We start from the raw sequence: 26,272 nt of genomic DNA, 5'->3' as shown, positions 1-26,272 counted from the left end.
TCTTAAATCTTCCAAACCCATTCCCCACACATATCCCCGTTTTCCCATTATCTGAACCGCGCGTTCATTTAATCGATTTACCCATTATTCAACACAAAACATAATCTTATGCACGTTTCCGAACTACAGACCCAGCACATTTCCAAACTGTTGGAAATGGCCGAACAACACGGCATTGAAAACGCCAACCGCCTGCGCAAACAAGATTTGGTGTTCTCCATCGTCCGCCACATGATGAAACAGGGCGAAAGCTTCAGCTGCTCCGGCACGCTCGAAATCCTGCCCGACGGCTTCGGCTTCTTGCGCAGCACCGACACTTCCTATCTGGCCAGCCCCGACGATATCTACGTCTCCCCCAACCAAATCCGCCGCTTCAACCTGCACACCGGCGACACCATCGAAGGCAGCGTACGCGTACCCAAAGACAACGAGCGCTATTTTGCCCTCGTGCGCCTCGACAAAATCAACGGCGACGACCCGGAAGTGTGCAAACACAAAATCCTGTTTGAAAACCTTACCCCCCTCTTCCCTACCCGTCCGATCAAGCTCGAACGCGATATTAAGGCCGAAGAAAACATCACCGCCCGCGCCATCGATTTGGTTTCCCCCATCGGCATGGGCCAGCGCGGCCTTTTGGTGGCGCCGCCCAAAACCGGCAAAACCGTGATGCTGCAAAACATCGCCCACGCCATCACCGCCAACTATCCCGAAGTGGTGCTGATTGTGCTGCTGATCGACGAGCGCCCCGAAGAAGTAACCGAAATGACCCGTTCCGTGCGCGGCGAAGTGGTGGCCTCCACCTTCGACGAACCCGCCGCCCGCCACGTTCAGGTAGCCGAAATGGTGATTGAAAAAGCCAAGCGCATGGTGGAGCACAAAAAAGACGTGGTGATCCTGCTCGATTCCATCACCCGCCTGGCGCGCGCCTATAACACCGTTGCCCCCACCTCCGGCAAAATCCTCACCGGCGGTATGGATGCCAACGCCCTGCACCGCCCCAAACGCTTCTTCGGCGCCGCCCGCAACATCGAAGAAGGCGGCTCACTCACCATCATCGCCACCGCACTGGTGGAAACCGGCAGCCGCATGGACGACGTAATTTTTGAAGAATTCAAAGGCACCGGCAACATGGAGCTGCACCTCGACCGCCGCATGGCCGAAAAACGCGTGTTCCCCGCCATCAACATCAACAAATCCGGCACCCGCCGCGAAGAAATGCTCGTTTCCAACGACCACCTGCAACGCATGTGGCTGCTGCGCAAATTCCTCCACCCGATGGACGATCTCGAAGCCACCGAATTCCTGGTGGGCAAACTCAAAGACAGCAAAAACAACGACGAGTTTTTCGAGCTGATGCGCGGCAAATAAGCCCGCCGTATTTCAGGTAGCCTCTCAGGCTACCTGAAACCCATTCCGCATTCGCCCAAAAGCCAGCTATCGCTGCTTCCCGCAAAAATCATACGAAGCAGCACGACATAGTGGATTAACAAAAATCAGGACAAGGCGGCGAGCCGCAGACAGTACAAATAGTACGGCAAGGCGAGCCAACGCAGTAATATCCCTATTTGAAGTGACGATAAAATGACCACCCTCGACTACGCCGACAGCCGCACCCTGTGGCAAACCATCCTGGCCGAAACCGCCCAAGCCGCCCAAAGCGAGCCCATGCTCGCCAGCTTCCTGCACCAAACCGTGCTGCGCCACAGCAGCATCGACCGCGTGCTCGCCTTCCACCTCTCCAGCAAGCTCGCCAGCCCCGTGATGGACAGCCGCGCGCTCAACGAAATCTTCTTCCAGGCGCTCGACAGCGACACCCGCATTTCCAAAGCCATGCAGGCCGACATCATCGCCTACTACGAACGCGACCCCGCCTGCGACGCCTACTACCTGCCGCTGCTCTACTACAAAGGCTTCCACGCCGTGCAAGCCCACCGCATCAACAACTGGCTGTGGCAGCACGGCCGCAAAACCCTTGCCTACTTCCTGCAAAACCGCGCCTCCGAAGTGTTCGGCATCGACATCCACCCCGCCGCCCGTTTCGGCCACGGCATCATGGTCGACCACGGCACCGGCCTCGTGGTGGGCGAAACCGCCGTTTTGGGCAACGACATCTCCATCCTACACGGCGTAACCCTCGGCGGCTCCGGCAAGGAAGGCGGCGACCGCCACCCCAAAATCAGCGACGGCGTGATGATTGGCGCCAACGCCTCCATCCTCGGCAACATCCGCGTGAACCAATGCGCCAAAGTCGGCGCCGGCAGCGTGGTGGTGAGCGACGTGCCCGCCCACAGCACCGTAGTCGGCGTGCCCGCCCGCGTGATCGGCCAAGGCAACGTGCGCCCCTCCGCCGATATGGATCAAAGCCTGGATTCATGAAGGCATAAAGGCTACCTGAAAACAAACAGCACAGCTTTCTGCCCGGCCAACATGCCGGCAGATCATTTCAGGTAGCCCTTTCGCCTGCCCGCCGCTGTATCATCCCGACACCCGCCCGATTGCACCCGCCCATGAAAGTCGCCTTTTTCTTTCTTTACCTCATCCAACTTTTGCCCTTCGCCGCCATCCAAAAGCTGGCCGACGCCATCGGCAGCCTCGCCTATTATGCCGTCGTCCCCCGCCGCCGCATCGGCGAAATCAACCTGCGCCTGTGCTTCCCCGAATTAAGCGAAAAACAGCGCAAAACCCTGCTCAAACGCCACTTCCGCCACATGGCCAAACTCATCCTCGAATACGGCCTCTATTGGTATGGCAGCGCCGAGCGGCTCAAATCCCTCGTCCGCTACCAAGACAAACATCATCTCGACAACGAGCTCGCCGCCGGGAATAAAGTCATCCTGCTCTATCCCCACTTCACCGCCTTCGAGCTCGCCGTGTACGCGCTCAACCAAGACGTGCCGCTCACCAGCATGTATTCCCACCAGAAAAACCCCGTGCTCGACCAGCAAATCCTGCGCGGCCGCCACCGCTACAACAACGTCTTCCTCATCGGCCGCACCGAAGGCCTGCGCGCCATCATCAAACACCTGCGTGCCGACCCCGCCCCCTTCCTCTACCTGCCCGACCAAGACTTCGGCCGCAAAGATTCCATCTTCGCCGAATTCTTCGGCATCCCCACCGCCACCATCGCCGGCCTGCCCCGCATCGCCGCCCTCACCCAAGCCAAAGTCGTGCCCGCCATCCCCACCCGCCGGCCAAACGGCCATGTTACCCTGCGCTTCTACCCCGCCTGGGACAACTTCCCCAGCGAAGACGTACAAGCCGACGTACAGCGCATGAACAACTTCATCGAAGAGCGCGTGCGTGAACAGCCCGAACAATACTTCTGGCTGCACAAACGCTTCAAAACTCGCCCCGAAGGCAGCCCCGATTTCTACGCCAAACCCGGTCGCGCCTAACCACACAGGCCTCCGGAAGGCGATCTTCCAACGGCCTGTTTTCCCAAACCTTCCAAGCAAAAAGAGGCTACCTGAAATTTTCAGGTAGCCTTTTCATTAGACCTCTTGCGAAAATATTCATCCCATCGCATTAACCAGTCCTGCAATCAGATTTGCCCTTAACCCGAACCGTTTCCGCCTGTTGCGGTAAGGCAGCGACAATATTTTGAATATCTTCAGTTTCCTGTTGATGTGCTCGATGACGGTTCTGAGTTTGCCTAACCGCCTGTTCGCCTCTTTATCCTGTTTGTCCGGCGGATGACGTTTGGATTTCTTTTTCGGGGTCTGTAATCCGGTTTTGGCCAATCCTTGATAACCCTTATCCGCAATGACTATTTTGTAGGGATAAAGCTCTGCAAGGTGCCTCTTGGCTAAACGCATGTCATGCCGGGCACCCATCCCCGTCCGGATGCTGATGATTTTTTCCGTTTCCCTGCCGTATATGACCCGGATTTTAACCGTGTGCCGCCTTTTCTTGCCGCTGTAATACTGCCGCTGTTTTTTTGGGACGTTCAATCGGGCTTTCGGTAACGTCAATGATGACCGTTTGGTCGCCCGGATTCTTGTGCTTTGGCAGGGAGAAGCGTTTGCAACGGATGAGGGCGTCCTCGGTTTTACGGATGGTGCGGCAGACATTGCTTTCGGAAAGGCCGTAGATGGCGGCCAATTCGAGTTGGGTATGGTAATGGCGCAGATAGCTTAGGGTAAGCAGCAGTTGGTCTGCCAAACCGAGCGTATGCGGCCTGCCTGACTTGACCTTCCGGCTTTCTGCTTCTGTGGTGACTTGCAGCATTTCGTGAAAAAGGACGGGCGTTACACCTGTGAGCCGTTTGAATTCCCTGTCGCTTCTTTGGATGAGGTTTTCGTATTTCATTTGGGAATTGTAAATCTTCAGGATACTTTCGCAATAGGTCTAATCAGGTTGAAGCCGCGCGCGATAAATCTACCCGCTCCGGCGCGATAAATCGGTTTTGAATTTATTGCACCCCGTGCAACTTTATTACAAATCCTGCCCGAGAAAGGCGGGATTTTTTGTTTGGTGCCGAAAGCAGCCATCCCATTGCTGGATGTCTCGCCGGCTCTACGGCACCATGTCTCCATCATTTGAATAGGAGGCAGCGATGAACATCCCCCAAACCCAAAACAGAGAATACGGCTTTTACGGCACCTGTACCCTGCGCGGGCAGGATGCCGATGCCTTATGGCAGGCTGCCGTGTGCGGGCTCATCAGCCCAATCGCTCCGGCCGAGGTGGTGGCGGTATTTTTGGATACGCGCCACGGCCGCCATTTCGCGGATGATGTAGTGCAGCAGGTGGAAGACGGTGTGGCCACCGATGAGGCAGTCGCCCACACAGCTGCCCGCTGGAATCAATGGCGGCTCGGCCGCGAACTGGCGCGGGGAACCCACCTGCCCGCCTCGGTGCCGTATCTGGCCGGGCTGATGGAAATCATCGCCCTGGAGATGGAAGAGGCATAACAAAAAGGGACGACATCGTCCCTTTTGCTTTGTCCACACATCAGGCCGGCTCTGCCCTGTCGGTGTTGATGGGGTAGTTGGCAATCAACAGCTCGTCAGCCTCGGTAGTAATCTCCTTATTGATGCTGTAGCGCAGGCTGACCTCTTTAAACTGGAAGCCGGTAAAAATCTCCCTAATGGGAGGTACGTCGTTAATCGACAGCAGGAAGCGCCCTTTAATGTGGCGTAGCTGCTCGGCCAGCCGTTCGAAGTCGGCTTTGGCGAAGATGCCTTTACCGTACATCGTCTCACAGTCCCAATACGGCGGGTCGATGTAAAAGAAGGTGCCGGGCTTGTCGTAACGGGCGATGAAGTCGTCGTAGTTGAGCCGCTCCAGCATCACGCCCTGCAGGCGGCGGTGGCTGTGTTGCAGTTCCTCGGCCAACCGATCGGCGCGGAACTTGGGCGGACGGGTGCTGGTGGCAGCGCAGCAGAACTCGACCACCTTACCGCCGAAACCCATGCGGTGCAGATAGAGGAAGCGCACCGCACGCTGGATGTCGGTCAGGGTGGAGGGATTGCAATGCTGCAGCCGGCAATACTCATCGCGGCTGGGCAACAGGTATTCGGCCTGCCGCAGCAGTTCTGGCAGGTGGTTTTGGACACACCTATATAGGTTGATGACATCAGCGTTGATGTCGTTGATGGCCTCCACTTTGGATGGCGGCTTTTTGAACAGCACCCATGCCGCACCGCCGAACACTTCGGCGTAGCAGGTATGGTCTGACGGGATTAACGGAATGATGGTACCGGCCAGGCGGTATTTGCCGCCCAGCCAGCCCCTAAGCGGACTGACGGGATTGGTGTTGCCCATGATGCTTACTCCTTGAAGTTTGGCGCTCACGGGCACTCCGGGTTGTTAAAGAACCAAATTGGTTGACCGCTTTGCAGCGCGGACATTTGATTTCCAATTGCCCCTCGCCTTTGGCCAACAGCTTATTACAGTTTTTGCAACGATATTGCATTTTTGCAGCTCCCACATTACCGGTATGTTAGAATCCGCCCGCCTCTAGAGGTGGCGGCCTTGGGTCATGCAGGTCTAGTCTGCGTGGCTGGCGCGGTTTGGTGGGCAAACACCGGCCGCGCCGCCGTCTTACTTATTGCGTATACCCGCCCCTGTGGCGGGTATTTTCATGCCTCCTCTTTATATAGGGCGGGCACGATGGCGGCGAGGTCGTTGGGCGACCAACGCCAGCCGTCTGGCAGCCCCAATGCGGCGGCGCACCACTCGGAGCAGAACCAGCGGCGGCGGTTTTGCGGCAGCCCGAAGGCAATACCCAATGCGCCCATCAGGTCGTAGCCCTGCCCCTCGGTGGCCGCCCACACCCGCTGCAGCTGCTCGTGTGCCTCCGGGGCGGAGGGCAATGGAATCAAATCCCATTTGGCCGCCGGCAGCGGCATCACTTTGCAGCGCACGCCTTTATCGCGGATGGAAGCGGAGTAGCAGGTATAAACCGATGCCTGCGGATGCTCGCGCACCACAATCTCGGCGTGGCTGTACTGGCCGCGGGTGAGGATACGGGTGAGCCAATCGGTGGCACGGGCACACCATACGCGCCAGCCGGAGCCGTCCCGACGACCTTTGTATAGAGCGAGATAGATTTGTTGCCGGTTCATTTTTCAGCCTCCTCAAGCTCGGCAGCGGACTGTTCGTAGTTGGCCGTCCAGCCGCCGCTGTAGTCGTATTCCAGCGGGTTTTCCGACTTCAACATGGCTGCCTTATGCTTCTCGGCATTGATAAAATCCGCCTGTTCGTCATCGTGCATGGCTTGCATGATTTCGCGCAGTAGCTCGGGGGTGAGCATCAAAAAGCTGTTATCCATCGTTTTCCAGTTGATGGGCTTTTTAAAGCCGCCCGTTACGCTTTCCAGTGCCAGCGCCAGATATTGCAGGCGCGTGGCGTCGTCGGTTTGAAACCACTTCCCAACCGATTTGGCGTACACCCCGTGCCTTAAGTTGTCATACCTCTTATCTTTGATTCTCTCCCACATCTCATCTTGTTGTTGCTCTTTGATTTGCGCTGCGACAGCGGGGGCAACACCCAAGATTTAGCCTTGGCATCCCATGTTTGATGCTCGTTCTCCCTAGGGGCAAAGGTCAGCCCATCGGGTAATTCGCCCACTTGCTCAATCACTACCGCTGCGCCATCGCTGGTCTGATAGGCGGTTTTGCCGCGATGGTCGGGCAGGTATTGCCATTCGGCTTTTTCAGGTAGCCATTTGGCGGCAAAGCCTGCACGGGCTTCGGGCGGCTGGGTGTCGATGCAGCCGGCAGGCAGCAGATAACTGCCGTCTGCGGCCAACGGGTCGAGGTCGGCCACGGTTTGGTGCAGGTAGAGGCTGTCGGCATCCAACTGACAAACGGGTTTGGTGGGCGGGTATTGGTTTTCGCTCATGATTTATCCTTTCAGGTAGCCTTAAATCTTGATACAGGCAAGCAGCGCAATGTTGCGCGGGCGGGTTTCGCTGCCGCCCGCCGCCTCAGTCTGCCCGATGCCGTCAATTGAAAACCATGACACCGCGCCGCCTCGGTCGCTGTCGCCGGCACGTTGTGGCACGCCGCCGTGGGTGTGCGCCTTAAACTCGTCTGCCTGCGCTGAGCCAAATACACGACCGTTATCCACCCCGCGCCCGTCGTCCCAACCGCGCACAAATTCGCCGCGTAAGTCGGGCAGGTTAAACGTGCTGCGTCCGTCGCCTGTGCCGTAGGTGGTACCGATGGCGGCAAACAGGGCGGCATAGGTGCTACGGGATACGGCGGCGCCATTGGCTTTGAGCCAGCCGGTCGGGGCGGTCTGCCCGGCGAAGTACATCACGGCGCCGCTGGGTATCATGCCGGCGAGGTCGTCCACATTGAGCAGGCGCTTACCGTCATAGCGCAGCTCGCCGTCGTTGCGCATGGACAGGTATTTGCCGCTCCTTTTGTTGTAAAAATAGGAGTTCACATTATTGGAGCCGATTTGCAGGTATTGGTTGGTGTTAAAGTCGCCCACGCTGTCGGCTACAATCGCGCCCTTTTTCAGGGTAGTAAGGCCGGTAAAGGTTTTGTCGCCGGCGATTTCTTGGTTGGCGGTGGTTTTGACTGCTCCGTCTGCTGCTTCTTTGGCGGCGACGGCTTTGTCGTAAGCCGCCTTCACCGCCTTCGGCGTGGCTGCCAGCTCTTCGCTGTTGCTGTCAGTGGCAGACGAGAGCTGTACGATGCCGGCCTTAGTAGTGCTGGCCGCACCCGGTTTGTACTCTTCCTGCTTCTTCTTCAAATACTGCGTCCGCGCGGCCAGTTCCTTGGCCTGCCGGTTGGCAATGCCGTTCGGCCCGCCCAATACCGGGTCGGTAGTTTCCAGCTGGTAGATACCTTCCGCCCATTGCGGGTTGCTCAGTTCTTCCGTGATATTCGCCATTTAAGCTGCTCCAAAGTTAAAGTTGCCGTCGTAGGCCGCCCGCCCGTTGTAACGCAGGGGGACGGCCTGATAATCCAAGGCTGCCAACAGGCAGCGTGCCGGTGCGAAGGCGGCCAGCGTTTTGCGCAACAGCGCGGCCTGGTCGTTGGTAATCACGCTGTTCATGATGATGCGGTAGTGCGCCCAGTAGCTGCCGGCACCGTAAACATGGCTGCCGTTGTAGTTGATGCTGCCGTCGTAGGTTTGGCCGGTGAGCCCTTCAATAATCCGTACCTCACCGAACCCGAGCCGCCGCACGATTTCGCGGATTGCCCACGGCGTGCCTTTGTAGCGGTGCAGCTCGTATGCACCTTTAATCAGCTTGCGCCGCGCATCGTCGGATTCGGCCAGCCAGTAGCCGTCGGCACCCAAGATACTGCGGCTCTCGGCCAACAGCGGCAGGTGTTCGGGGGCGACCAAATCGACCAGGCGCGGCATCAGCTGTGGCAGCTCGGCCAAATCCAAACGCAGACCCAATTCGGCCAGGGCGCGGGCGCGTTGGTCGCGTTCGATGATGGCGGCGTAGGAAAGTTTGGCCATCGTCTAGCCCTCCGCCGTTTGTGCGGCAATGCGGATGGTGGTACTGGTGCAGCGCGCCCACTGGTCGGGCTTGACCACGGTCAGCGGCAGGTTATGCAGCACCACGTTGTAGACACCGGCCACTTTCAGCGCACTCATGATGTCCAGCGGCACGATGTCCAAACCGAGCCGACTGCGGCGGGCGGCTTCATACACCGCCCATGCCTGTTCGGCCGCCGCTTTGGCGGTGCGGGCATCGGTGCCGGTAAACAGGGTCAGCTCGGCGTCCAGCGTGTAATCGACGGGAGTCGGGGCTTTGACCACTACGGTGTCGCACAGCGGGCGGCGTTTCTCGGCCGATAAGGCAGCCTGAACCTTGCCAATCAGCTCGGCATTGGGCAGGCCGTCTTTGGCCAGCACGGTCACCGCCACCCGACCGCCTATAGGCTGGCCGCCGCCGTCGGTATCGTTGGCCACGTGCACGTCCACCACCGCCGGGCTGGCCTGCCGCGCCCAATATTGGTAGGCACCCACCGGCCCGGCTACGCTAAAGCTCTCCGGTGCCAGCAACACGCGCTCGCGGTAGGCTTCGTCGTCTTCGATTTCCACCCCGCCGGCAGAAACGGTGGTGTTGCTGACGGCCACATCAATCGTCGGATGCAGCCGCTCGGCCAGACTGTTGATTTGTCCGACCGACCAGCCGTTGCCGACTGTGCCGGTTTCGGTGCATTCGGCGGCCACTTCGGCGCTGCTTTGGGCGGCAGTCAGCAGGGCGGCTTCAGTGGTGACAAAGCTGGTCTGCCCGGCATTGACCCGCGTGCCCTTGGGTATGGTGATTTGCTCCAAACTGCTCAATACCGCAGCAAAGCGCAGGGTGGTCAGGGCGGGCTGCGCCTGCAGGCGCGGGGTAGACACGTCGTCGCTGCACAAGTCCAGCATCAGGCCGGTGGCAAAGCGCGGGTGCTGCTGGCGGTAGGCTTCGTTCACCTGCTGGCGCAGCAGGTGTTCTCGGTAGGCAAAGGTGTTGATCAGCAGCCGTTCGATATGGGCGGGCTGCAACACTTTGCCCGCGCGTTGCTCGTAGTCGGCGATGGTGGCGGCCAGGCTTTGCGCCAAGTCGTCGTCGACAATCTTGACCTCTTCGCGTTTCAGTTTGCTCAAATCCATTTTCAGGTAGCCTCAAGCACAATGTCGGTGCGGTAGATTTCGCCCGCCACTTCATCTGCTACGCGCCAATGTACGGTCATGGTGATATGCGGGGCGTGGCCGGCAAACGTGACCTGCTCGACCAGTGCCCGCTTTTCCCACGTCTGGATGGCAAGGATGACCTCGCGCACGGTGTTGGGGATAAATTCGTCTTCCGGGTAGTCGATGTAGTCGAACCAATTGCTGCCGAAATCCGGCCGCAGCACGTCGCTGCCCTTGCGGGTGGCGAGGATGTTTTCGATGCACTGGTTGATGTCGTCGAGGTCTTGCACGATGTCCTGCCCGCTTCCAAGCGGGGCGGGCTGCCAGTGGCGGCTGCGCGGGGTGGTCGGTGTCCGGCTCGGTGCTGCCGCCGATATCGTTGGTCAGTTGAGTCAGCTCGGCCAAGCTGGCGGCAGCCTTGATGTCTTCGCGCGTGATGTACATGGCTTGTCCGACCCGATTGTCGCCGGCCATGTGCGCCGCCGGAAGTCGGCGGTAGCCGGAATGGAGTGGCGCATCGAAGCCAACGGCGCGCCTGATACGGTCTACGACACCCTTGCCGAGCTGTTCTCCGGTTTTGACCTGTACCGCCTGATCAACCAAATTCTGGATGCCACCCTGTACGGCTATCAGCCCTTGGAAATCATCTGGCAGCGGGGCAGCCTGTGGCTGCCGTCCGAAATCGTGGCCAAGCCGCAGGAGTGGTTTCAGTTCGACCAAGACGGACAGCTGCACTTCCGCCTTTCAGGTAGCCTGAATGACGAACCGGTACCGTCCTTCAAATTCCTGTGCCCGACCCACAATGCCAGCTATATCAATCCCTACGGCATCGGCGATTTGTCTACAGTCTATTGGCCGACCATCTTCAAACGCGGCGGCCTGAAATTCTGGGCGGAGTTCTCGGAGAAATTCGGCGCGCCGTGAATCATCGGCCGCGAGCCGCGCAGCAATACCGACCAAGACACCGACCGCCTGCTGGATGCGCTGGAACAGCTAATCGGCAACTCGGTGGCCACCATCCCTGATGACAGCAGCGTTGAAATCAAAGAGGCGGCGGGTAAACAGGGTAGTGCCGATGTGTATGACCGCTTTATCCGCTACTGCCGCTCCGAGATTGCCATTGCGCTGCTCGGCCAAGACCAGACCACCGAGAAAGACAGCACCCACGCCAGCGCCACCGCAGGTTTGGAGGTAACCAAGGATATTCGGGACAACGACTGCCGCATCGTCGAAGGCTGCCTGAATCAGCTTATCGACTGGATTTGCGATTTCAACTTCGCCGCCGACACCCCGCGCCCGCAGTTTGTTTTGTACACCGAAGAAGCAGGCGACAAGACCTTGGCCGAACGCGACCAAATCCTGACCGGCTGCGGCGTACAATTATCCGAAAGCTACTGGAAACGCGCCTACAACCTGAGCGACGACGATATTGTTCAGGTAGCCTCTCCGCCAAATGCGACGCCGGCGTCACCTTTGGCCGACTTTGCCGAACACCGGCCGGCTGCCGATGCCGGTTTGGTCATCGACACCCTCGCCCCGCTTTCAGGTAGCCTCAACGCACAGGGGCAGGCATTAACCGATGCGCTGGTCGGCAGCCTAAAACAGGGGGCGGCCACGCCCGAAGCGGTATTGGACAGGCTGACTGCCGCCTATCCCGATATGGATGATGTTGCGCTGCAGGACGAGTTGGCACGGCTAATCTTCTTGGCCGAACTGGTCGGCAGGGTGGAAGCCGCTGAGGAACTGGCCGAATGAACCCCGAAGACATCAAAGCCATCTTCGGCATGCAGCCCGAAGCTGCCGTAGCCTACCTGCAGCAGAAAGGCATCAACGTATCGTGGGACTGGCAGGACATGCTGGACGATGCGCACGCCACCGCCTTCACCGTGGCCAAAACCGCCCGCATGGATGTGGTCTCGGACATCTATGCCGCCGTGGTCAAAGCCGCCGAAAGCGGGCAGACCTTGGAGCAGTTCAGCGAGCGGCTGACGCCGGTGTTGCAGGCCAAAGGCTGGTGGGGCAGGCAGGACGTGCCGCACCCGGACACCGGCGAAATCCAAACCGTGCGCCTGGGCAGCCCGCACCGCCTGAAAACCATCTACCTGACCAATATGCAGTCGGCCTATATGGCCGGGCGTTATGCCGAGATGATGGATGCCGTGGATACTCACCCATACTGGGAATACGTGGCGGTCAACGACGAACGTACCCGCGAAACCCACCGCCTGCTGCACGGCAGCGTTTATGCCGCCGACGACCCGGTGTGGGACAGCCTGTATCCGCCCTTGGACTACCGCTGCCGCTGCCGGGTTCGACCCTTGTCGCGCAGCCGTGGGGCAGACCGGGTACAACCCAGCCCGCAGCTGGAAACCCAAACCGTGGACATCGGTGTCAACCAATATACCGGCGAAGAACGCCATGCCCGGCGCACCGGCATCCGCATCAACGGACAGTTTGTCGCCCCCAATGCCGGCTTCAATGCCAACCAAGGCAAGGCCATGCTCTCCCGCATGGCTTCGGTGGCGGTGGATAAGGCGCAGGCCGCCCATCCCGATATTGCCCGTGTGGCGCTGCGGCAGATGATGGGCAACGAGCGTTTCAAATCCTCGCTCAATGCCGCCCAGCTGGCTTGGGTAATTAATCTATTGAAAGGATGACGATGCTGGAAATCAGCTTGGACGACAGCGACCTGCAACGCGGCCTCGGGCAGCTGCTGCGCAACGCCCGCCACCCGCGCCCGATGATGCGAGCCATTGCCGCCGAACTGCTCAGTATTACGGAAGACAACTTCGAATCCGAAAGCTGGGGCGGGAAAAAATGGCCGGCCAATGCGCGCGGCGGCAAAATCCTGCAAAAGAGCGGACAACTGGCCGCCAGTATCCACACTGCCTCCGGCAGCAACTTCGCCCGCATCGGCACCAACAAACCCTATGCCGCCATCCACCAGTTCGGCGGCACGGTCAAAGCCAAAAACAAACCCTATCTGGTATTCAAAGTCGGCGATGGCTTCCGCAGGGTCAAACAAGTCAAAATTCCCGCTCGCCCCTACCTGCCGATGAGCAAAGGCGGTACACTTCAGGCCGGCGCCGAATCCCGCCTGCTGGATGTCGCCCTCGATGCTTTGGCACGGGGTGTCCGAAAATAAAAAGCGGGCAACTTCGCCCGCTCCGTTTTGTTGCATCCAGTGCAACGTTGTTACAAATTTCCCATCCCCCATCATCCATCCTCATCCAACTTAATCCCATTTATCTCACAGACCCCTTATATTTATCTCACTGGGTTTCATCAGGTATTTGCTGCGACGTTCTACCAAGGTGAGTAAGGCACTCTTTTGCCCTTTGCCGACAATGGTGTCCGCTTCCCAATCGCCGATACGCTGCTTTTTGTTGATGATGTCGGGACGCAGGGAGATGTCGGTACGGTCGGGGACTTTGCCCCGGGTCCAAATGCTGCCGCGCCGTTTGCGGTAGGGTTTGGAGGCGATGCGCAGGTGCTGCCACAGCTTGCCGCCCTTGGCTCTGTTTCGGGCAAGGTAGCGGTAAATAGTTGCCTGGTGCAGCCGGATGCCGTGGTGTCTGGCCAAATAGCCGCAGATTTGCTCGGAGCTGAGTTTTTCCCGGACGAGTTTGTTGATGCGGCGACAGAGGGCGGGTGTGAGTTTGTAGGCTTGCCGCCGGCCGGTGCGGTATGCACTTTGGCGGGCGGCTTCTGCTGCGTTGTACCTGCCGTTTTAACTGTTTCGCTTGATTTCGCGGCTGATGGTGCTTTTGCTTCTGCCGAGTTCTTTGGCGATTTGGCTGATGGGTTGGTGCGAGTGGTGTTGGATGTGGTATCTTTCGTCTTGGGTCAGTTGCGTGTAGCTCATGTGCACTCTTTCTTGGCGGAAAGGCTGTATGCTACCGCATACTGGCCTTTCTGTTTGGAGAATCGTTGCACTTGAAAGGCGAATGTGCGGCTACCTGAAAACGAAGTTTCCGCAGGAAGCTGAGTTTCTGCAAAGCTAAAACCCAGCCCCGTTTTGCGCTAAAATACCCGCTTTCCATCCTCCCACAAGGCTGCCTGCCATGCCCCAGCAAATCGCACACTACCTCAAAGACTACCGCGCCCCCGAATACCTCGTGCCGCACATCCGCCTGAATTTCGATGTGTACGAAGACCACACCGCCGTTACCGCCGAACTTTCCATCCAGCCCCAGCCCGATGCCGGCGGCACATTGGTGCTGCAAGGCTCGGCCGAGCTGGTTTCCCTCGAGCTCAACGGCCAAAGGCTACCTGAAACCGCCTACACTTTAGCAAACAACACCCTATCCATCCCAAACATCCCCGCCCGGCCCTTCACCCTGAGCGTAGCCACTCGCCTTTATCCGCACCAAAACAAATCCCTGATGGGGCTCTACGCCAGCAGCGGCAACCTCTACACCCAATGCGAACCGGAAGGCTTCCGCAAAATCACCTACCACCCCGACCGCCCCGACGTGATGGGCATCTACACCACCCGCATCAGTGCCGACCGCGCCCGCTTCCCCGTGCTGCTTTCCAACGGCAACCGCACCGGCCACGGCACGCTGCCCGACAACCGCCACTGGGCTGAATGGCACGACCCCTTCGCCAAGCCCAGCTACCTGTTCGCCCTGGTGGCCGGCGATTTGGTGTGCACCCGCGACAGCTTTACAACCCGAAGCGGCCGCCAAGTGGCGCTCGAATTCTTCACCCGCGCCGAAGATGCCGGCAAAGCGTGCTTCGGCATCGAATCGCTCAAACACGCCATGCGCTGGGACGAAACCCGTTTCGGCCTCGAATACGATTTGGATATTTTCATGGTGGTGGCCGTGGGCGACTTCAACATGGGCGCGATGGAAAACAAAGGCTTGAACATTTTCAACACCGCCTGCGTGCTGGCCGACAGCCGCACCGCCACCGATGCCGATTTCGAGCGCGTGGAAGGCGTAATCGCCCACGAATACTTCCACAACTGGACCGGCAACCGCGTTACCTGCCGCGATTGGTTTCAGCTCTCGCTCAAAGAGGGCCTCACCGTATTCCGCGACCAAGAATTTTCCGCCGACCGCGCCAGCCGCGAAGTCCGCCGGATTGAAAACGTATCCTTCCTGCGCGCCCACCAATTCCCCGAAGACGCCGGCCCCACCGCCCACCCCGTGCGCCCCGCCAGCTATGTGGAAATGAACAATTTCTACACCCTCACCGTGTATGAGAAAGGCGCCGAAGTAGTGCGCATGTATCACACCTTCCTCGGCGAAGAGGGCTTCCAAAAAGGCATGAAGCTTTATTTCCGGCGCCACGACGGCCAAGCCGTTACCTGCGACGACTTCCGCGCAGCCATGGCCGATGCCAACGGCTTCGATTTCGAGCAATTCGCCCTGTGGTACAGCCAGGCCGGCACGCCGGTGCTGGAGGTTTCAGGCAGCCTGCAAACCGGCAACCGCTTTGTGCTGAACATCCGCCAAAGCATCCCGCCCACTCCCGATATGGCCGCCAAACAGCCGATGATGATTCCGCTCAAAATCGCCCTGTTCAGCGCCGACGAAGACACCTTCGGCCAGCCTATCCCCTTCAGGCTACCTGAAAGCGCACATGAGCAAACCGAAGCCGTGCTCACCCTGCGCCAGGCGGAAGAAAGCGTTGCCCTGCAATTTGAAGGCGGCTATCAACAAGTCGTCCCCTCCCTGCTGCGCGGCTTCTCCGCCCCGGTAAACCTGCACTACGCCTACAGCGAGCACGAACTCTCCGTGCTGCTCGCCTGCGACAGCGACCCCTTCGCCCGTTGGGAAGCCGCGCAAACCCTCTACCGCCGCGCCATCGCCGCCAACGAAGCCGCCCTGCTTTCAGGTAGCCCCCTGCCCGAGCACCGCGCCCTGCTACAAGCCATCGACTACGTTTTGCGTGCCGACATCGGCGCCGCCTTCCAAGCCGCCCTGCTCGCCATTCCCAACGAAGCCGAACTCTGGGCCGGCCGCCAAAACATCGATCCGCTCATCGTCCACCGCGCCCGCGAAGCCCTGCTCGATTTGATTGCTACGCACTTCGCCGACCAATTCGCCGCACTCAACGCCGAAGCCCGGCGCATGGAAGAAGAGCAATCCGACCTCGCCGAGCCCTACGAATACCACCCGCAGCAAGCAGGCTGGCGCGCCCTGCGCAACGCCTGCCGCGCCTTTATCCTGCGCGCCCGCCCCGGGCACATCGACCAAGTGGCCGCCAACTACAGCCAAATGGCACACAACATGACCCACGAATGGGGCATCCTCAGCGCCATCAACCACAACGAGCGCCCCGAGCGCAACCGCCTGCTCGAACAGTTCGCCGCCAAATTCCACCGCGACGACCTCGTGATGTGCAAATACTTCAGCCTGATTGCCGCCAGCCACCGCGCCGATACCCCCGCGCAAGTGGCCGCCGCGCTCGAACACCCCGCCTTCAGCCTGGAAAACCCCAACAAAGCCCGCGCCCTGCTCGGCAGCTTCAGCCGCAACGTGCCGCACTTCCACGCCGCAGACGGCAGCGGCTACGCCTTCCTCGCCGGCCAAATCGGGCGCATCGACCGCTTCAACCCCCAAATTGCCGCCCGCCTCACCCAAGCCTTCAACATCTGCGCCCAGCTCGAACCGCAGCGCCGCAGCCTGATGCGCGCCGAGCTGCAAAAACTCGCCGCAAACCCCGCCCTCTCCAAAGACAGCGGCGAAATCATCGGCAAGATTTTGCAGGCTTCCGCAGTGCTCGGCATTGCGCGTGGACAAATGTAAACAGCGGCTGAGTAACCTACTCCCCGCTCGGTTGTATAGTGGATTAAATTTAAATCAGGACAAGGCGGCGAGCCGCAGACAGTACACACGTTACGGCAAAGCGAGACAACGCTGTACTGGTTTAAATTTAATTCACTATATTTAAAACCTATTTGAAGACTGATTGGATAGTATACGGTTTCCGAATCAGGCTACCTGAACATAATAAGGCCGAGTATTTTTACCAAAATGTTCCAAAGTTTTCTATGCCAAAAAGAGGAACTTCATCATGAGAAAGTCTCGTCCGAAGAAACTACACTCCAAGCAACATAAGCTTGCAATCCTAGCTATCGCTCTTGGCCTTATGATGCTGGTTGGGTTACTGATTGTCAGCCACCACCGGCGGCAGGCTATACGGCAGCAGCGGGAAGCAGCTGCCGAACAAGTCCGTGCTCGTTTGCTGCTTAAACAAACCATAGCCGACATCCAAGCCAAACTGCCACCTCCAGACAGCCCGGATTTACTCGAGCATATGCCCACCGATATCAATATCTATATCAAAGACGGCTTTCGTTACTACCAAGAACGTGATGTCTATAAATATACGTTTCTACAATATCAGTCTGATAAAAACAGTAATTCACACCACCGCAATGAAATGAAATCTCTCTCCGAGTACAACAATACCATTAATATCGTTGCCAGCCATATGCCGGCCATTCTCGGAGAGAGAACCATTTGGCTGCGTTCGGATGGTAAACGCTGGCATTGCTATGCGGCGGTAGACCACAGTTTGCAAACGAATGAATGTAACGATGCTGCCATCATTGCCAATATGGAAGCAGATGAAGAAGCGGTTGCCTACCGTGCAAAAGGGGAATACGAATACATTGAATGCGGTTGGCATTTCCGTGGCGGCCTAGAAATGATCGACATATATGATCATCGGGAACCGTATTATCGAAAACCGCAAGCCATACTGGTGGAGAACAGGGGAGCCGAAAAAGTACTTATCCTGTTGGGAAGCAGTGATGGCAGCGATTATGTCGAACCTTTCTATCTGCTATTGAAAAACGATTCGCCCAAGCCCACCGTTTGGCAAATCGCCACTAGGGATGGTGCTATTCTCGACATCACCCTAATTGGAAACGGCCCGGCCAGCGTAGAAGGACTACAGCACAACAGCAGCATCTATAATTATGAATATGCGCTGCAAAATTGCCAGGAACGTTTACCGACAGACCCAAAATACTACCGCCTCAAACACTGGAATGCCTTGGCCGAACGCTTTATCGCCAACTTGCCGCCTTCCTCTTTGCATACCTATATAACCACTCCGCAGCGCAATACCGTTCGATACGGCAGCGGCACAGTCAGCCTCTATCCGACCGCCAGCTACTGGGATTCAAAAAATAAACAGTTCGGCTTTAAGTTTGATGAATCTTTGTTTGCCCGAGGCCGCTTTACTTGTCCGGAAGGGGCTCGTTGGGTTAGCGCAGGAATCATTACTTTATGTCGGCAAGACAATCCGACGCACCCGCAATAAGTTGCAAGCAACACACCAGAACACATGAGGCGAGTATTGGCTGTTCCCCTTTAATTTAAGCATTCCTCGTAGCTTATACAGAACATCAAGCTGTAAACCTATGCACATGGATTGTCAGATAGCCTTTGCTTTATACCAAGACTATTTGAAAAATAGCGGAACCCAAATCCAATTGGTAGGAAATAGCTACGTTCCCAACAACATCGTGAGCATCATTACCGTTTCCACTGCATAAAACATCTTCGATGCCATTACTTCGGATCAGTGGCAATTTCCTTGTGTGTTACAAAGAGGAGTAGTTCTTCTGCAAAATGATGTTTGTATATTATCCATGAGATGGAAATGAAAAAAAGGCTTCCGCATAAGGGGGAACACAACAAAAGGCTACCTGAAGATTTTCAGGTAGCCTTTTCCGATCAGCCCGGCCGGAACCACTTCATTATCATCCAAACAAGACTATAATCGCGGCTTTGTTTGCGAATAAAGGGAGGCGGGCGATGTTCCGCAGTTTTTTCCTCAACCGGCGCTGGCTGCGCTGGTCTTTGGCCGGTTCGCTGCTGATTTTGGCGGCCACTTGGTATCGGGTGCAGCTGAATGTGCAGATTAACGATTGGTTCGGCACGTTTTACGATTCGGTACAAAAAATGCTGGAAAAGCCGGGCTCGGTGAGCCTGGATGAGTTCAACCGCCAAGTGTTCACCTTCGCCCGCATTGCGGCGGTGTATATTTTGGTGGTGGTGATCAGCGGTTTCGTGAACAAGCATTACGTGTTCCGCTGGCGTTCAGCGATGACGGAGTACTATATGCGCCACTGGCCGCTTTTGCGCGGGATTGAGGGCGCGGCGCAGCGGATTCAGGAAGACACCATGCGCTTTGCCACGATTATGGAATCTCTGGGCGAAAGCGGCCTGCGGGCGGTGCTCACGCTGGTGGCGTTTCTGCCGATTTTGTGGAAGCTGAGCGAGCCGATTACCGAATTGCCGCTGGTGGGGCATGTGGATCATTCGCTGGTTTATGTGGCCATTTTGGCAGCGCTCTTGGGCACGGTGGTGCTGATGGGGGTGGGCTGCAAGCTGCCGGGGCTGGAGTTCGACAACCAAAGGGTGGAGGCGGCCTACCGCAAGGAATTGGTGCTGGGCGAAGATGACGCGGCGCGGGCGGATTCGTTTACGCTCACTGGGCTGTTCAAAAACGTGCGCCGCAATTATTTCCGCCTGTATTGGCATTATCTTTATTTCGATGTGGCGCGCTATTCGTATTTGCAGTTTTCGGTAGTGCTGCCTTATCTGGCCATGGGGCCGGCCTTGGTGGCCGGAGCGGTGGCGCTGGGCGTGATGCAGCAGATTGTGCGGGCGTTCGGGCAGGTGCTGGAGGCTTTTCAGTTTCTGGTGCGCTCATGGCCGACGATTGTGGAGCTGATGTCGATTTACAAGCGCCTGAAAGGCTTTGAACACCATATTGTGGCGGCTCAGGCGGAAAATTGATGCCGCCCGCGGCAAACGGAGAAAGGCTACCTTATATATTGACCCCCGTTTTAGAGGTCTTGACAAGTTCAAGAAATCTAAAACGGGGTTTTTATATCGAGCTAACTCAAAGGAGCTTTTCATGTATTACCAACTCCCAACCTATCCCAACATTACAGCCACAATAGGCCGTCCGGATGGAAACCTATTCTGCGAACTGACAGTAGAACTCCAAATTACACCTGACCGCGGGCATTTACTGTTTGCCGATGTTATCAACCAAGAAGAACCCTCCGAACGGATACAAGCTCTACTGGATGTTTACGTCCGGTTCGTCCTAGATGCCGTAGAACTCCAACTCCCCTTCTGAAACCGTTTTCAGGTAGCCTTTGCTATATCTTCCAGACCGCGCAACGGATTACGGGCAAGGCAAAAGTGTGGCGGGGCAAAGCAGCCTTGTCGCACGGGGTTGCGTTAGCGCTCAAATTCGGCGGCGGTGCCCACCACGCTCTTAACCATAAACACCCCGCCAGCCGTCAGCACCGCCCTGGCAGCAGCATAATGTTTCAGGGAGGCAGTGGCCTGATCGGTAGCCCGTGCCACCTGTGCCATTGCCCGCCCCACGCGCCCGTTATTCAGCTCGCCGAAACGTTCGCGGATGGTACGCAAGGCGCGGCTGGCTCGGTCTTGTACGGTTACTTCTATCTCGGTTTTTGGCCTTGCCATCATTTACTCCAGGCATAAAAAAACGCAGAGCGGTATGCTCTACGTTATGTAAACATTTAATAATTAAGGTGTTTTAACCTTAATATAAATATATTCCAGCGCTTTGTTGTCCATATTAACGTGCGCGGCGTAATCCAACAATCCTAGGTAGTTGCTCCATCCCAAAAGTGCTGGTGCCGCTGTTGTCGGTGTCTCATACGGCAATCCAAGCCATACGGGCGAGGTTAAAGCGTTATCAATGCGCGGGTCACGTAGCAAAATCCAATCAGCCCGGCCATTGATATACGTGATACTCCATTCAGCCGGTGGCGTCTGGTATTCGCAGCTTTTGCCGTATTTATTGTTTTCGCAAGCGCCATGCGGTTGTCCCAGTATTTTTTCCACCGCCGCCTGCGGCTGTCCGGCAATATCCATTATCTGCCACACCGGCTTAATATCCGGCACTGGGGTAAAGGTTCGCTCGGCTTGCGCCGCACTGGCGGCTACTGGAGCAGAAGCCGCCACTGAAGCGGCGGCAGGTTCGGTAGGTTTCTCCGAGCCGCCGCAGGCAGTCAGCAGCGTAACCAGTAATACGGGTAAATATTTCATCGGGTTCTCCTTGTAAATAAGTCCCGGCATTTTACTCTTCCAGCTGTTCCCGAATCCAGCCTGCCCGCTCATACCACCACTGCAGCTCGTCAATATCCAGCGCCAGTACGTCGCCGGCGCTGCCTTTGAAGGTATAAGCCACTAGCCGAAGTGCCTTATCCGGCCGGCTGCCTAATCGATCCCAATGTCCAAACACACTATCTCACCGCACCACTGCCGCGCGGCGGGGTTGGCGTGGGCGGGTTTGAGGGCGGCGAAGGCGTAGGTGAGGTTGGCGCGGAAGGTGTCGGCGGCGGCTTCCCCGGTGTCGCCGTTGAGGCCGGTGGGGATGTCGAGCGCCACTTTGCAGCCTGCCGCGCGGTTGAGCAGGCGGCAGCATTCGGCGGCCTCGGGCGGCAGGCTACCTGAAAAACCGGTGCCGAAAATGCCGTCGATAATCAGGCCGTAACCCTGCTCCAGCGCGGCCGGCAATGCCTCAACCGACAGGAAGCGGATGCCCTCCAAACCTTGGAGGCGTTGGCGGTTAGTTTCGGCCAAATCCGACAACGCCGTGCCCAAGAGCAGCACAATATCGGCCTGCCAGCCGCGCTGCTGCAACACACGGGCAATCACCAGCGCATCGCCGCCGTTATTGCCCTTGCCGCACACCAAGAGGGCGCGGCCTGGCTCGGGCAGGCGGCGCAGCAAATCGGCAGCGGCGGCCTGCCCGGCGTTTTCCATCAGCTGCAAAAAGCTGGTGCCGGCCGCCACGGCAGCCTGTTCGCGCTCGCGCATCTGGGCGGCGGTGTAGATTTTCGGGGGATTCTGCGGCATGGTGTTCTCCTAGGTTGGGGTGGGCAAAATTCTATGCCCTTCTCGCCAAACAGGCTACCTGAAGATTTTCAAGTAGCCTGTTTGGCATGCAACTTTAATGCCGATGTCGCTTAGGCATACGCTGCAAACGGCTCGGATACACCGTGCGCGTTTCCACCCGGCCCTGTTCCACCGCATTGAGGATGGCCCGGCCTTTTTGGTCTTGCGGGAAGTTGCGCACATATTCGCGCAGCAGTGCCAGGGCTTCGCCGCGTTTGTTTTGCGTTAACAGGGCGGTGGCCAAATCCCGGCCGCTTTCTTGATGACCGGCTTGGTAGGCGGCGCGCAACATGGGGATGGCACGTTCCATGCGGGCGCTGGAAGCGAGGAAGTTGCCGAATTCGCCCTGCACGGCGGGTTTGGCAGCGGCCGGAGCGAGGGCAAGCAGGCGGGCGTAATCGGCTTCGGCGCGTTCGGCATAGCCTGCTTGGTCGAGGTTGTGCCCCATCCAGTTGAGTCGGGCGCGCATTTGCAGGAGCGCCAAATACCCTTGGCTGGGCGCGGTACCGGCACGCGGCGTATTGTTTTGCACGAGGCTGTCGAGCAGCACGCCCAAAGGCTGCAAATCGGCGATGGCGCGGCGGCGGTCGGCATCGTTGTCAAACTGCACAGGGTATTCTGCCGCGTGTGCAGCCAAATTATCGAACGCACGCTGCACGGCAGGCATGTTTACATTAATCGGCGGATGTTCCGAGCTGCCGCTCACCAAACTTTGCGGGTTCAGCGGCGGATAGGGCGCGGCCAAGGCGGCGGGCGCGGCCAGCGCCAATAGGATGGCGAGCAAGTGTTTTTTCATGACGTTCCTTATATAAATTGAGTTCAATCCGGCAGCCAAGTCTACCTGAAAATATTTCGAATAACACAGCGGCAATATACCGAAATGCACATTTGCGGCAAAGGGCACGTTTTCGTTTGCTTGAAGCAGGGTTTTCAGGTAGCCCGAGCCCTGCCCGCCAAACTGTGGCACAATCCGAAGCCCGCAACCCATCCCGCCCACACCATGCTCACCCTCCAAATCGTCTCCGTGAAATGGCACATGCCAGAAAGCCGCCCCGCCGAACACGCCGCCCGCCGCAACAGCCTGCCGCGCGTGCTGCCCCTACCCGATGCCTGGCTGGACGCATCCGGTTTCGCCGTCCACACCCAGGCCTACACCGAACATCCTTGGCACAGCGGCCGTTTCGAGCCCGAAGAGAGCCGGTTTCAAACCTTCGCCAGCCTGCCCGAACACTTCCAAAGCCTGCATTTTTGCCAAGAAAGCCAAGCCCTGCAAATCCGGCTGGACGACAACGGCTTCTACGGCGAGCCCCCGCGCCGCAAGCGCAACCTGTTTACCCTCTTGCCCGGCCAAACCGCCCAACTGCGCCTCAACGGCCGGCACGCGCGTTTTTATAGCGACTACCACTACTACACCCAGCACACGCTGAACTTCGCCTACCGCCCCAAAGGCGATCGCCGCCTGTTTGCCAGCAAACCGTTTGACCACAGCGTATCGCTGGAAGCGGTGCTGCTTTAAAAAACAGGCCGTGCAACCCAATCTGCAGTCAGGCGGGCTACCTGAAAAGTTTCGGCTTCGTTGAAACCGTGCTTTCAGGTAGCCTTCCCCTATTTCGCCCGCCGCAGCAGGCGCAGGGCGTTGGCGGAAACCAGGAGCGAGCTCAGGCTCATGCCCAGCGCCGCCACCCACGGCGTTACGCAGCCCGCCGCCGCCAGCGGCACCATAATCAGGTTGTAGCCTGCCGCCCACCACAGGTTTTCGCGCACAATCCACGCGGTGCGTTTGGCTTGGGTGGTGAGGTAGGGCAGCGTGCGCATATTGCCGTTGAGCAGCAGCACATCCGCTCCTTCGCGCGCCACGTCGGCACCCTCGGCCACGGCCACCGACACATCGGCCTGCGCCAACACGGGCGCATCGTTGATGCCGTCGCCCACCATCAGCACCTTATGCCCCTGCGCCTGCAAATCCTGCACATAGGCCAGCTTGTCTTCCGGCGTGGCTTCGGCGCGCACCGTATCCAGTGGCAAAGCGGCGGCCACGGCATCGGCGGCGGCCTGCCTGTCGCCGCTGAGCAGGTGCAGGCTCAAGCCCTGGCGTTTCCATTCGGCCAGCATGGCCGGCACTTCGGGTTTGGCTTGGTCTTGCAGCAGGAACACGGCGGCAAAGCCGGCCGCGCTGCCCAAATACACCGCACCACCCGCATGATTGGCCTGCAAACTTTCAGGTAGCCTGCCCGAGAGTTCGGCCACATAATCCAAACGGCCGATGCGCCATTGTTCCAACCGGCCTTCATGCCAAACCTGCGCGCTGATGCCGTGCCCGGCGCGGTTTAAATAGTTTTCCGCTTCCAATGTCACCGTGGCGGGCGGCAGGTTGGCAATGGCGCGGGCGGCGGGGTGCTCGCTCTGCCGCTCGAGAAGCTGCGCCAGCGCCACGGCCAGATCTTGGCTGATGCCTTCGGCGGTGTGCACGGCGCATACGGCCGGCTGGCCGGTGGTGAGCGTGCCGGTTTTGTCCAACACCACGGTGTCGATGCGCGCCAAGGTTTCCAAGCTGTGCCCGCGGCTGATGAGCACGCCCTCACCCGCTAAGTGGCCGGTGGAAGCCGCCAGCGCGGCAGGTGTGGCCAGCGATAAGGCGCACGGGCAGGTAGCCACCAAGAGCGACACGGTAATCCACAGCGCGGTTTGCACATCGGCATACCAAGCCCAGCCGGCAAACACCAGCACGCCCAGCAGCAAAAGTGCGCCCACAAACCAGGCCGCATAGCGGTCGGCCAGCTCCACCATGCGCGGTTTTTCCGCCAACGCCCGATCCAGCAGGCGCACAATATGCGACAGCCGCGTTTGGCTGCCCGCCTGCTCCACGCGGATAACCAGCGGACTGCCGCCGTTGAGCGTACCGGCGGTTACCGCATCGCCCGCCGCTTTCGGCACGGGCAGGCTCTCGCCGCTGAGCATGGCTTCGTTTGCCTCGCTCTCGCCTTCCAGCACCACCCCGTCGGCCGGCAGCACCTCGCCCGGCTTCACCAGCAGCACTTCGCCGCCCGACAGCCGCGCCACCACCGCCTCTTCCACCCGCGCCGTATCCGGATAATCCGGCAGCCGGTGGCAAAACGCCGGCACCAGCTTCACCAGCCGCTCGGCCGCATCGCCCGCCTTGCGCCGCGCCAGCTGCTCCAAATAGCGCCCGCCCAACAGCAGGAACACAAACATCGACACCGAATCGAAATAAATCCCCTCTTCCCGCCCCTGCAACAGCGCCCACAGGCTACCTGAAAACGCCGCCGCAATCGAAACCGCCACCGGTGTATCCATGCCCGCGCGGCGGTTTTTCCAATCACGCCACGCCCCTTTGAAAAACGGCACCGCCGAATACAGCAACACCGGCAGCGTGAGAATCATGCTCGCCCAATGCAGCATCCACAAAAAACGCGGCTCGATTTCGCCCGCATACAGATAAGTGGGCACCACATACATCATCACCTGCATCATCGAAAGCCCGGCCACCCACAAGCGCGTGAGCGCCTGCTTGCGCTCCGCCGCCGCCTGCGTTTCCATCCGCCGCGCGTCATAAGGCGAAGCCTCGTAGCCGCTCTGGCGTACCCGCAGCAAAATGTCCGAGAGCGCCACCTGCGAGCAGTCCCACGCCACCCGTGCCCGCAGCGTACTGTAGTTGATTTCCGCGCGCAATACGCCTGAAAGCCGCAGAAGCTGCTGCTCAATCAGCCACACGCAGGCCGCACAGGTTACCCCGCCCAGCATCAGCACCGCCTCGCGCTCGTTTTCCGCCTTCACTTCCACAAATTCCGCCTGCACGTCCGGCAAGTCATACAGTTTCAGCTGTTCCAACACCTCCGGCGGCGGCAACACCGCCTGCTCCGCCTGCTCCGTGCGGCGGTGGTAGTAGCTGCCCAGCCCGGCAACAATAATGCTCTGCGCCACCGCCTGGCAGCCCGCGCAACAGGCCGGATGGTGCGTGCCTTCAAATTCAATCAGCAAATCCAAACCGCGCGGCACGGGCAGGCCGCAGTGGAAACAGGTTTCGGCTTGGGTTTGGGTTTCGGATGGAGATTCGGTGTGGCTCATGATGGTTGTGTTTAAGAAGCGGGAACGGCGCGGATTATAGGCTACCTGAAAGTCTGGTGCAGCGGGGTTTCGGCAAAATGAAACTTTCAGGTAGCCTGTTTCAGGTAGCCTGCCATGCCGAAAAGGCTAGCTGAAAACGGTTTTGTCAGATACAAATATCAGCCTACTGGCCGACTT

27 protein-coding genes and 3 pseudogenes are annotated in these 26,272 nt (G+C 58.5%); 14 read left to right on the top strand and 16 right to left on the bottom strand.

Features of this window, described 5'->3' with window-relative positions:
- Window positions 1–108 precede the first annotated feature (108 nt).
- From rho to ELB75_RS06495, 3 genes are all read left to right on the top strand, one after another.
- Complete coding sequence (gene rho, locus ELB75_RS06505) at window positions 109–1,368, top strand: transcription termination factor Rho (RefSeq protein WP_126983230.1); 1,260 nt, start codon at window positions 109–111, stop codon at window positions 1,366–1,368.
- 213 nt (window positions 1,369–1,581) lie between these two features.
- Window positions 1,582–2,376 carry a serine O-acetyltransferase gene (gene cysE, locus ELB75_RS06500; protein ID WP_064090079.1) on the top strand — a complete coding sequence of 265 codons (795 nt, stop codon included), beginning with the start codon at window positions 1,582–1,584 and terminating at the stop codon, window positions 2,374–2,376.
- A gap of 131 nt (window positions 2,377–2,507) precedes the next feature.
- Window positions 2,508–3,395 carry a lipid A biosynthesis lauroyl acyltransferase gene (locus ELB75_RS06495; protein ID WP_126983229.1) on the top strand — a complete coding sequence of 296 codons (888 nt, stop codon included), beginning with the start codon at window positions 2,508–2,510 and terminating at the stop codon, window positions 3,393–3,395.
- Window positions 3,396–3,512: 117 nt separating this feature from the next.
- On the opposite strand, the gene ELB75_RS06490 is transcribed toward ELB75_RS06495, so the two are convergent.
- Window positions 3,513–4,308, bottom strand: a protein-coding gene (locus ELB75_RS06490) for an IS5 family transposase (RefSeq protein ID WP_126982866.1) whose coding sequence is annotated in 2 segments (ribosomal slippage) — window positions 3,513–3,941 and window positions 3,943–4,308 — 795 coding nt in all. Because the reading frame shifts where the segments join, the coding sequence is not laid out codon by codon here.
- A 247-nt stretch (window positions 4,309–4,555) separates the two neighbouring features.
- Here ELB75_RS06490 and ELB75_RS06485 point away from each other — a divergent pair.
- Window positions 4,556–4,912 (top strand): hypothetical protein, encoded by a 357-nt coding sequence (locus ELB75_RS06485; protein ID WP_126983228.1) that lies wholly within the window; start codon window positions 4,556–4,558, stop codon window positions 4,910–4,912.
- Between the two features lie 40 nt (window positions 4,913–4,952).
- On the opposite strand, the gene ELB75_RS06480 is transcribed toward ELB75_RS06485, so the two are convergent.
- From ELB75_RS06480 to ELB75_RS06445, 9 genes are all read right to left on the bottom strand, one after another.
- A complete protein-coding gene (locus tag ELB75_RS06480; protein WP_241236046.1) occupies window positions 4,953–5,795 on the bottom strand; it encodes a DNA adenine methylase in 843 nt (280 codons plus the stop codon).
- Window positions 5,734–5,916, bottom strand: coding sequence for a Com family DNA-binding transcriptional regulator (locus tag ELB75_RS06475; RefSeq protein WP_126983226.1), 183 nt, complete (start codon window positions 5,914–5,916; stop codon window positions 5,734–5,736). The genes ELB75_RS06480 and ELB75_RS06475 overlap by 62 nt, the downstream gene beginning before the upstream one ends.
- 166 nt (window positions 5,917–6,082) lie before the next feature.
- Window positions 6,083–6,568 carry a hypothetical protein gene (locus ELB75_RS06470; RefSeq protein ID WP_126983225.1) on the bottom strand — a complete coding sequence of 162 codons (486 nt, stop codon included), beginning with the start codon at window positions 6,566–6,568 and terminating at the stop codon, window positions 6,083–6,085.
- Window positions 6,565–6,942 carry a DUF4376 domain-containing protein gene (locus ELB75_RS12870; RefSeq protein WP_488782851.1) on the bottom strand — a complete coding sequence of 126 codons (378 nt, stop codon included), beginning with the start codon at window positions 6,940–6,942 and terminating at the stop codon, window positions 6,565–6,567. The genes ELB75_RS06470 and ELB75_RS12870 overlap by 4 nt, the downstream gene beginning before the upstream one ends.
- Window positions 6,903–7,346, bottom strand: coding sequence for a hypothetical protein (locus ELB75_RS12865; protein ID WP_241236044.1), 444 nt, complete (start codon window positions 7,344–7,346; stop codon window positions 6,903–6,905). Before ELB75_RS12865 ends, ELB75_RS12870 begins: the two co-directional genes overlap by 40 nt.
- 21 nt (window positions 7,347–7,367) lie before the next feature.
- Window positions 7,368–8,348, bottom strand: coding sequence for a phage tail protein (locus ELB75_RS06460; protein ID WP_126983224.1), 981 nt, complete (start codon window positions 8,346–8,348; stop codon window positions 7,368–7,370).
- Window positions 8,349–8,927 carry a phage tail protein gene (locus ELB75_RS06455; protein ID WP_023887382.1) on the bottom strand — a complete coding sequence of 193 codons (579 nt, stop codon included), beginning with the start codon at window positions 8,925–8,927 and terminating at the stop codon, window positions 8,349–8,351. It lies immediately after the preceding gene.
- 3 nt (window positions 8,928–8,930) lie between these two features.
- The gene (locus tag ELB75_RS06450; protein ID WP_126983223.1) at window positions 8,931–10,073 is read right to left on the bottom strand and encodes a baseplate assembly protein; all 1,143 of its coding nucleotides are present in this window, start codon (window positions 10,071–10,073) and stop codon (window positions 8,931–8,933) included.
- 2 nt (window positions 10,074–10,075) lie between these two features.
- Window positions 10,076–10,387 carry a GPW/gp25 family protein gene (locus ELB75_RS06445; RefSeq protein ID WP_431306057.1) on the bottom strand — a complete coding sequence of 104 codons (312 nt, stop codon included), beginning with the start codon at window positions 10,385–10,387 and terminating at the stop codon, window positions 10,076–10,078.
- Here ELB75_RS06445 and ELB75_RS06435 point away from each other — a divergent pair.
- From ELB75_RS06435 to ELB75_RS06425, 3 genes and pseudogenes are all read left to right on the top strand, one after another.
- Window positions 10,344–11,849 (top strand): annotated as a pseudogene (locus tag ELB75_RS06435) (DUF935 domain-containing protein). The gene ELB75_RS06445 and the pseudogene ELB75_RS06435 overlap by 44 nt on opposite strands.
- Window positions 11,846–12,751: a phage head morphogenesis protein gene (locus ELB75_RS06430; RefSeq protein ID WP_126983222.1), complete on the top strand. Its 906-nt coding sequence runs from the start codon at window positions 11,846–11,848 to the stop codon at window positions 12,749–12,751. The pseudogene ELB75_RS06435 and the gene ELB75_RS06430 overlap by 4 nt, the downstream one beginning before the upstream one ends.
- A gap of 2 nt (window positions 12,752–12,753) precedes the next feature.
- A complete protein-coding gene (locus ELB75_RS06425; protein WP_126983221.1) occupies window positions 12,754–13,239 on the top strand; it encodes a phage virion morphogenesis protein in 486 nt (161 codons plus the stop codon).
- 144 nt (window positions 13,240–13,383) lie between these two features.
- On the opposite strand, the pseudogene ELB75_RS06420 reads toward ELB75_RS06425, so the two are convergent.
- Window positions 13,384–13,959, bottom strand: a pseudogene (locus tag ELB75_RS06420) (IS30 family transposase); the annotation flags it as partial.
- Window positions 13,960–14,158: 199 nt separating this feature from the next.
- Between ELB75_RS06420 and pepN the strand changes: the two are divergent.
- From pepN to ELB75_RS06395, 5 genes and pseudogenes are all read left to right on the top strand, one after another.
- Complete coding sequence (gene pepN / locus ELB75_RS06410; protein WP_126983218.1) at window positions 14,159–16,855, top strand: aminopeptidase N; 2,697 nt, start codon at window positions 14,159–14,161, stop codon at window positions 16,853–16,855.
- Window positions 16,856–16,883: 28 nt separating this feature from the next.
- Window positions 16,884–16,999: pseudogene (locus ELB75_RS13240) on the top strand (IS5/IS1182 family transposase); the annotation flags it as partial.
- A 124-nt stretch (window positions 17,000–17,123) separates the two neighbouring features.
- Window positions 17,124–18,380, top strand: coding sequence for a hypothetical protein (locus ELB75_RS06405; RefSeq protein WP_126983217.1), 1,257 nt, complete (start codon window positions 17,124–17,126; stop codon window positions 18,378–18,380).
- Window positions 18,381–18,877: 497 nt separating this feature from the next.
- Entirely contained in the window at window positions 18,878–19,864 is a 987-nt protein-coding gene (locus ELB75_RS06400; protein ID WP_164726829.1) for a putative transporter, read from the top strand.
- Window positions 19,865–19,985: 121 nt separating this feature from the next.
- Complete coding sequence (locus tag ELB75_RS06395) at window positions 19,986–20,213, top strand: hypothetical protein (RefSeq protein WP_126983215.1); 228 nt, start codon at window positions 19,986–19,988, stop codon at window positions 20,211–20,213.
- Window positions 20,214–20,317: 104 nt separating this feature from the next.
- Here ELB75_RS06395 and ELB75_RS06390 read toward each other — a convergent pair whose 3' ends face one another.
- The 4 genes from ELB75_RS06390 to ELB75_RS06375 all read right to left on the bottom strand — a co-directional run bounded on the left by ELB75_RS06390 (window position 20,318) and on the right by ELB75_RS06375 (window position 22,805).
- The gene (locus ELB75_RS06390; protein WP_126983214.1) at window positions 20,318–20,572 is read right to left on the bottom strand and encodes a hypothetical protein; all 255 of its coding nucleotides are present in this window, start codon (window positions 20,570–20,572) and stop codon (window positions 20,318–20,320) included.
- A 60-nt stretch (window positions 20,573–20,632) separates the two neighbouring features.
- On the bottom strand, window positions 20,633–21,157 hold the full coding sequence (locus ELB75_RS06385; RefSeq protein ID WP_126983213.1) for a hypothetical protein: 525 nt from the start codon (window positions 21,155–21,157) through the stop codon (window positions 20,633–20,635).
- Window positions 21,158–21,328: 171 nt separating this feature from the next.
- Window positions 21,329–21,970 (bottom strand): NAD(P)H-hydrate epimerase, encoded by a 642-nt coding sequence (locus ELB75_RS06380; RefSeq protein ID WP_126983212.1) that lies wholly within the window; start codon window positions 21,968–21,970, stop codon window positions 21,329–21,331.
- Between the two features lie 94 nt (window positions 21,971–22,064).
- Window positions 22,065–22,805 (bottom strand): hypothetical protein, encoded by a 741-nt coding sequence (locus ELB75_RS06375; protein ID WP_126983211.1) that lies wholly within the window; start codon window positions 22,803–22,805, stop codon window positions 22,065–22,067.
- 84 nt (window positions 22,806–22,889) lie between these two features.
- Here ELB75_RS06375 and ELB75_RS06370 point away from each other — a divergent pair, with 84 nt between their 5' ends.
- Window positions 22,890–23,525, top strand: coding sequence for a hypothetical protein (locus ELB75_RS06370; RefSeq protein WP_126983210.1), 636 nt, complete (start codon window positions 22,890–22,892; stop codon window positions 23,523–23,525).
- Between the two features lie 89 nt (window positions 23,526–23,614).
- Here the strand turns inward: ELB75_RS06370 and ELB75_RS06365 are convergent, their stop codons facing one another.
- Window positions 23,615–26,095, bottom strand: coding sequence for a heavy metal translocating P-type ATPase (locus ELB75_RS06365; protein WP_126983209.1), 2,481 nt, complete (start codon window positions 26,093–26,095; stop codon window positions 23,615–23,617).
- 5 nt (window positions 26,096–26,100) lie between these two features.
- On the opposite strand from ELB75_RS06365, the gene ELB75_RS13040 reads away from it, so the two are divergent.
- Complete coding sequence (locus ELB75_RS13040) at window positions 26,101–26,229, top strand: hypothetical protein (protein WP_277600812.1); 129 nt, start codon at window positions 26,101–26,103, stop codon at window positions 26,227–26,229.
- Window positions 26,230–26,272: the final 43 nt, after the last annotated feature.

Origin of the sequence: Eikenella corrodens (genome assembly GCF_003990355.1) — a bacterium.
Classification (GTDB): Bacteria; Pseudomonadota; Gammaproteobacteria; order Burkholderiales; family Neisseriaceae; genus Eikenella; species Eikenella corrodens_B.
This window is presented reverse-complemented; position numbering and strand designations above follow the sequence as displayed.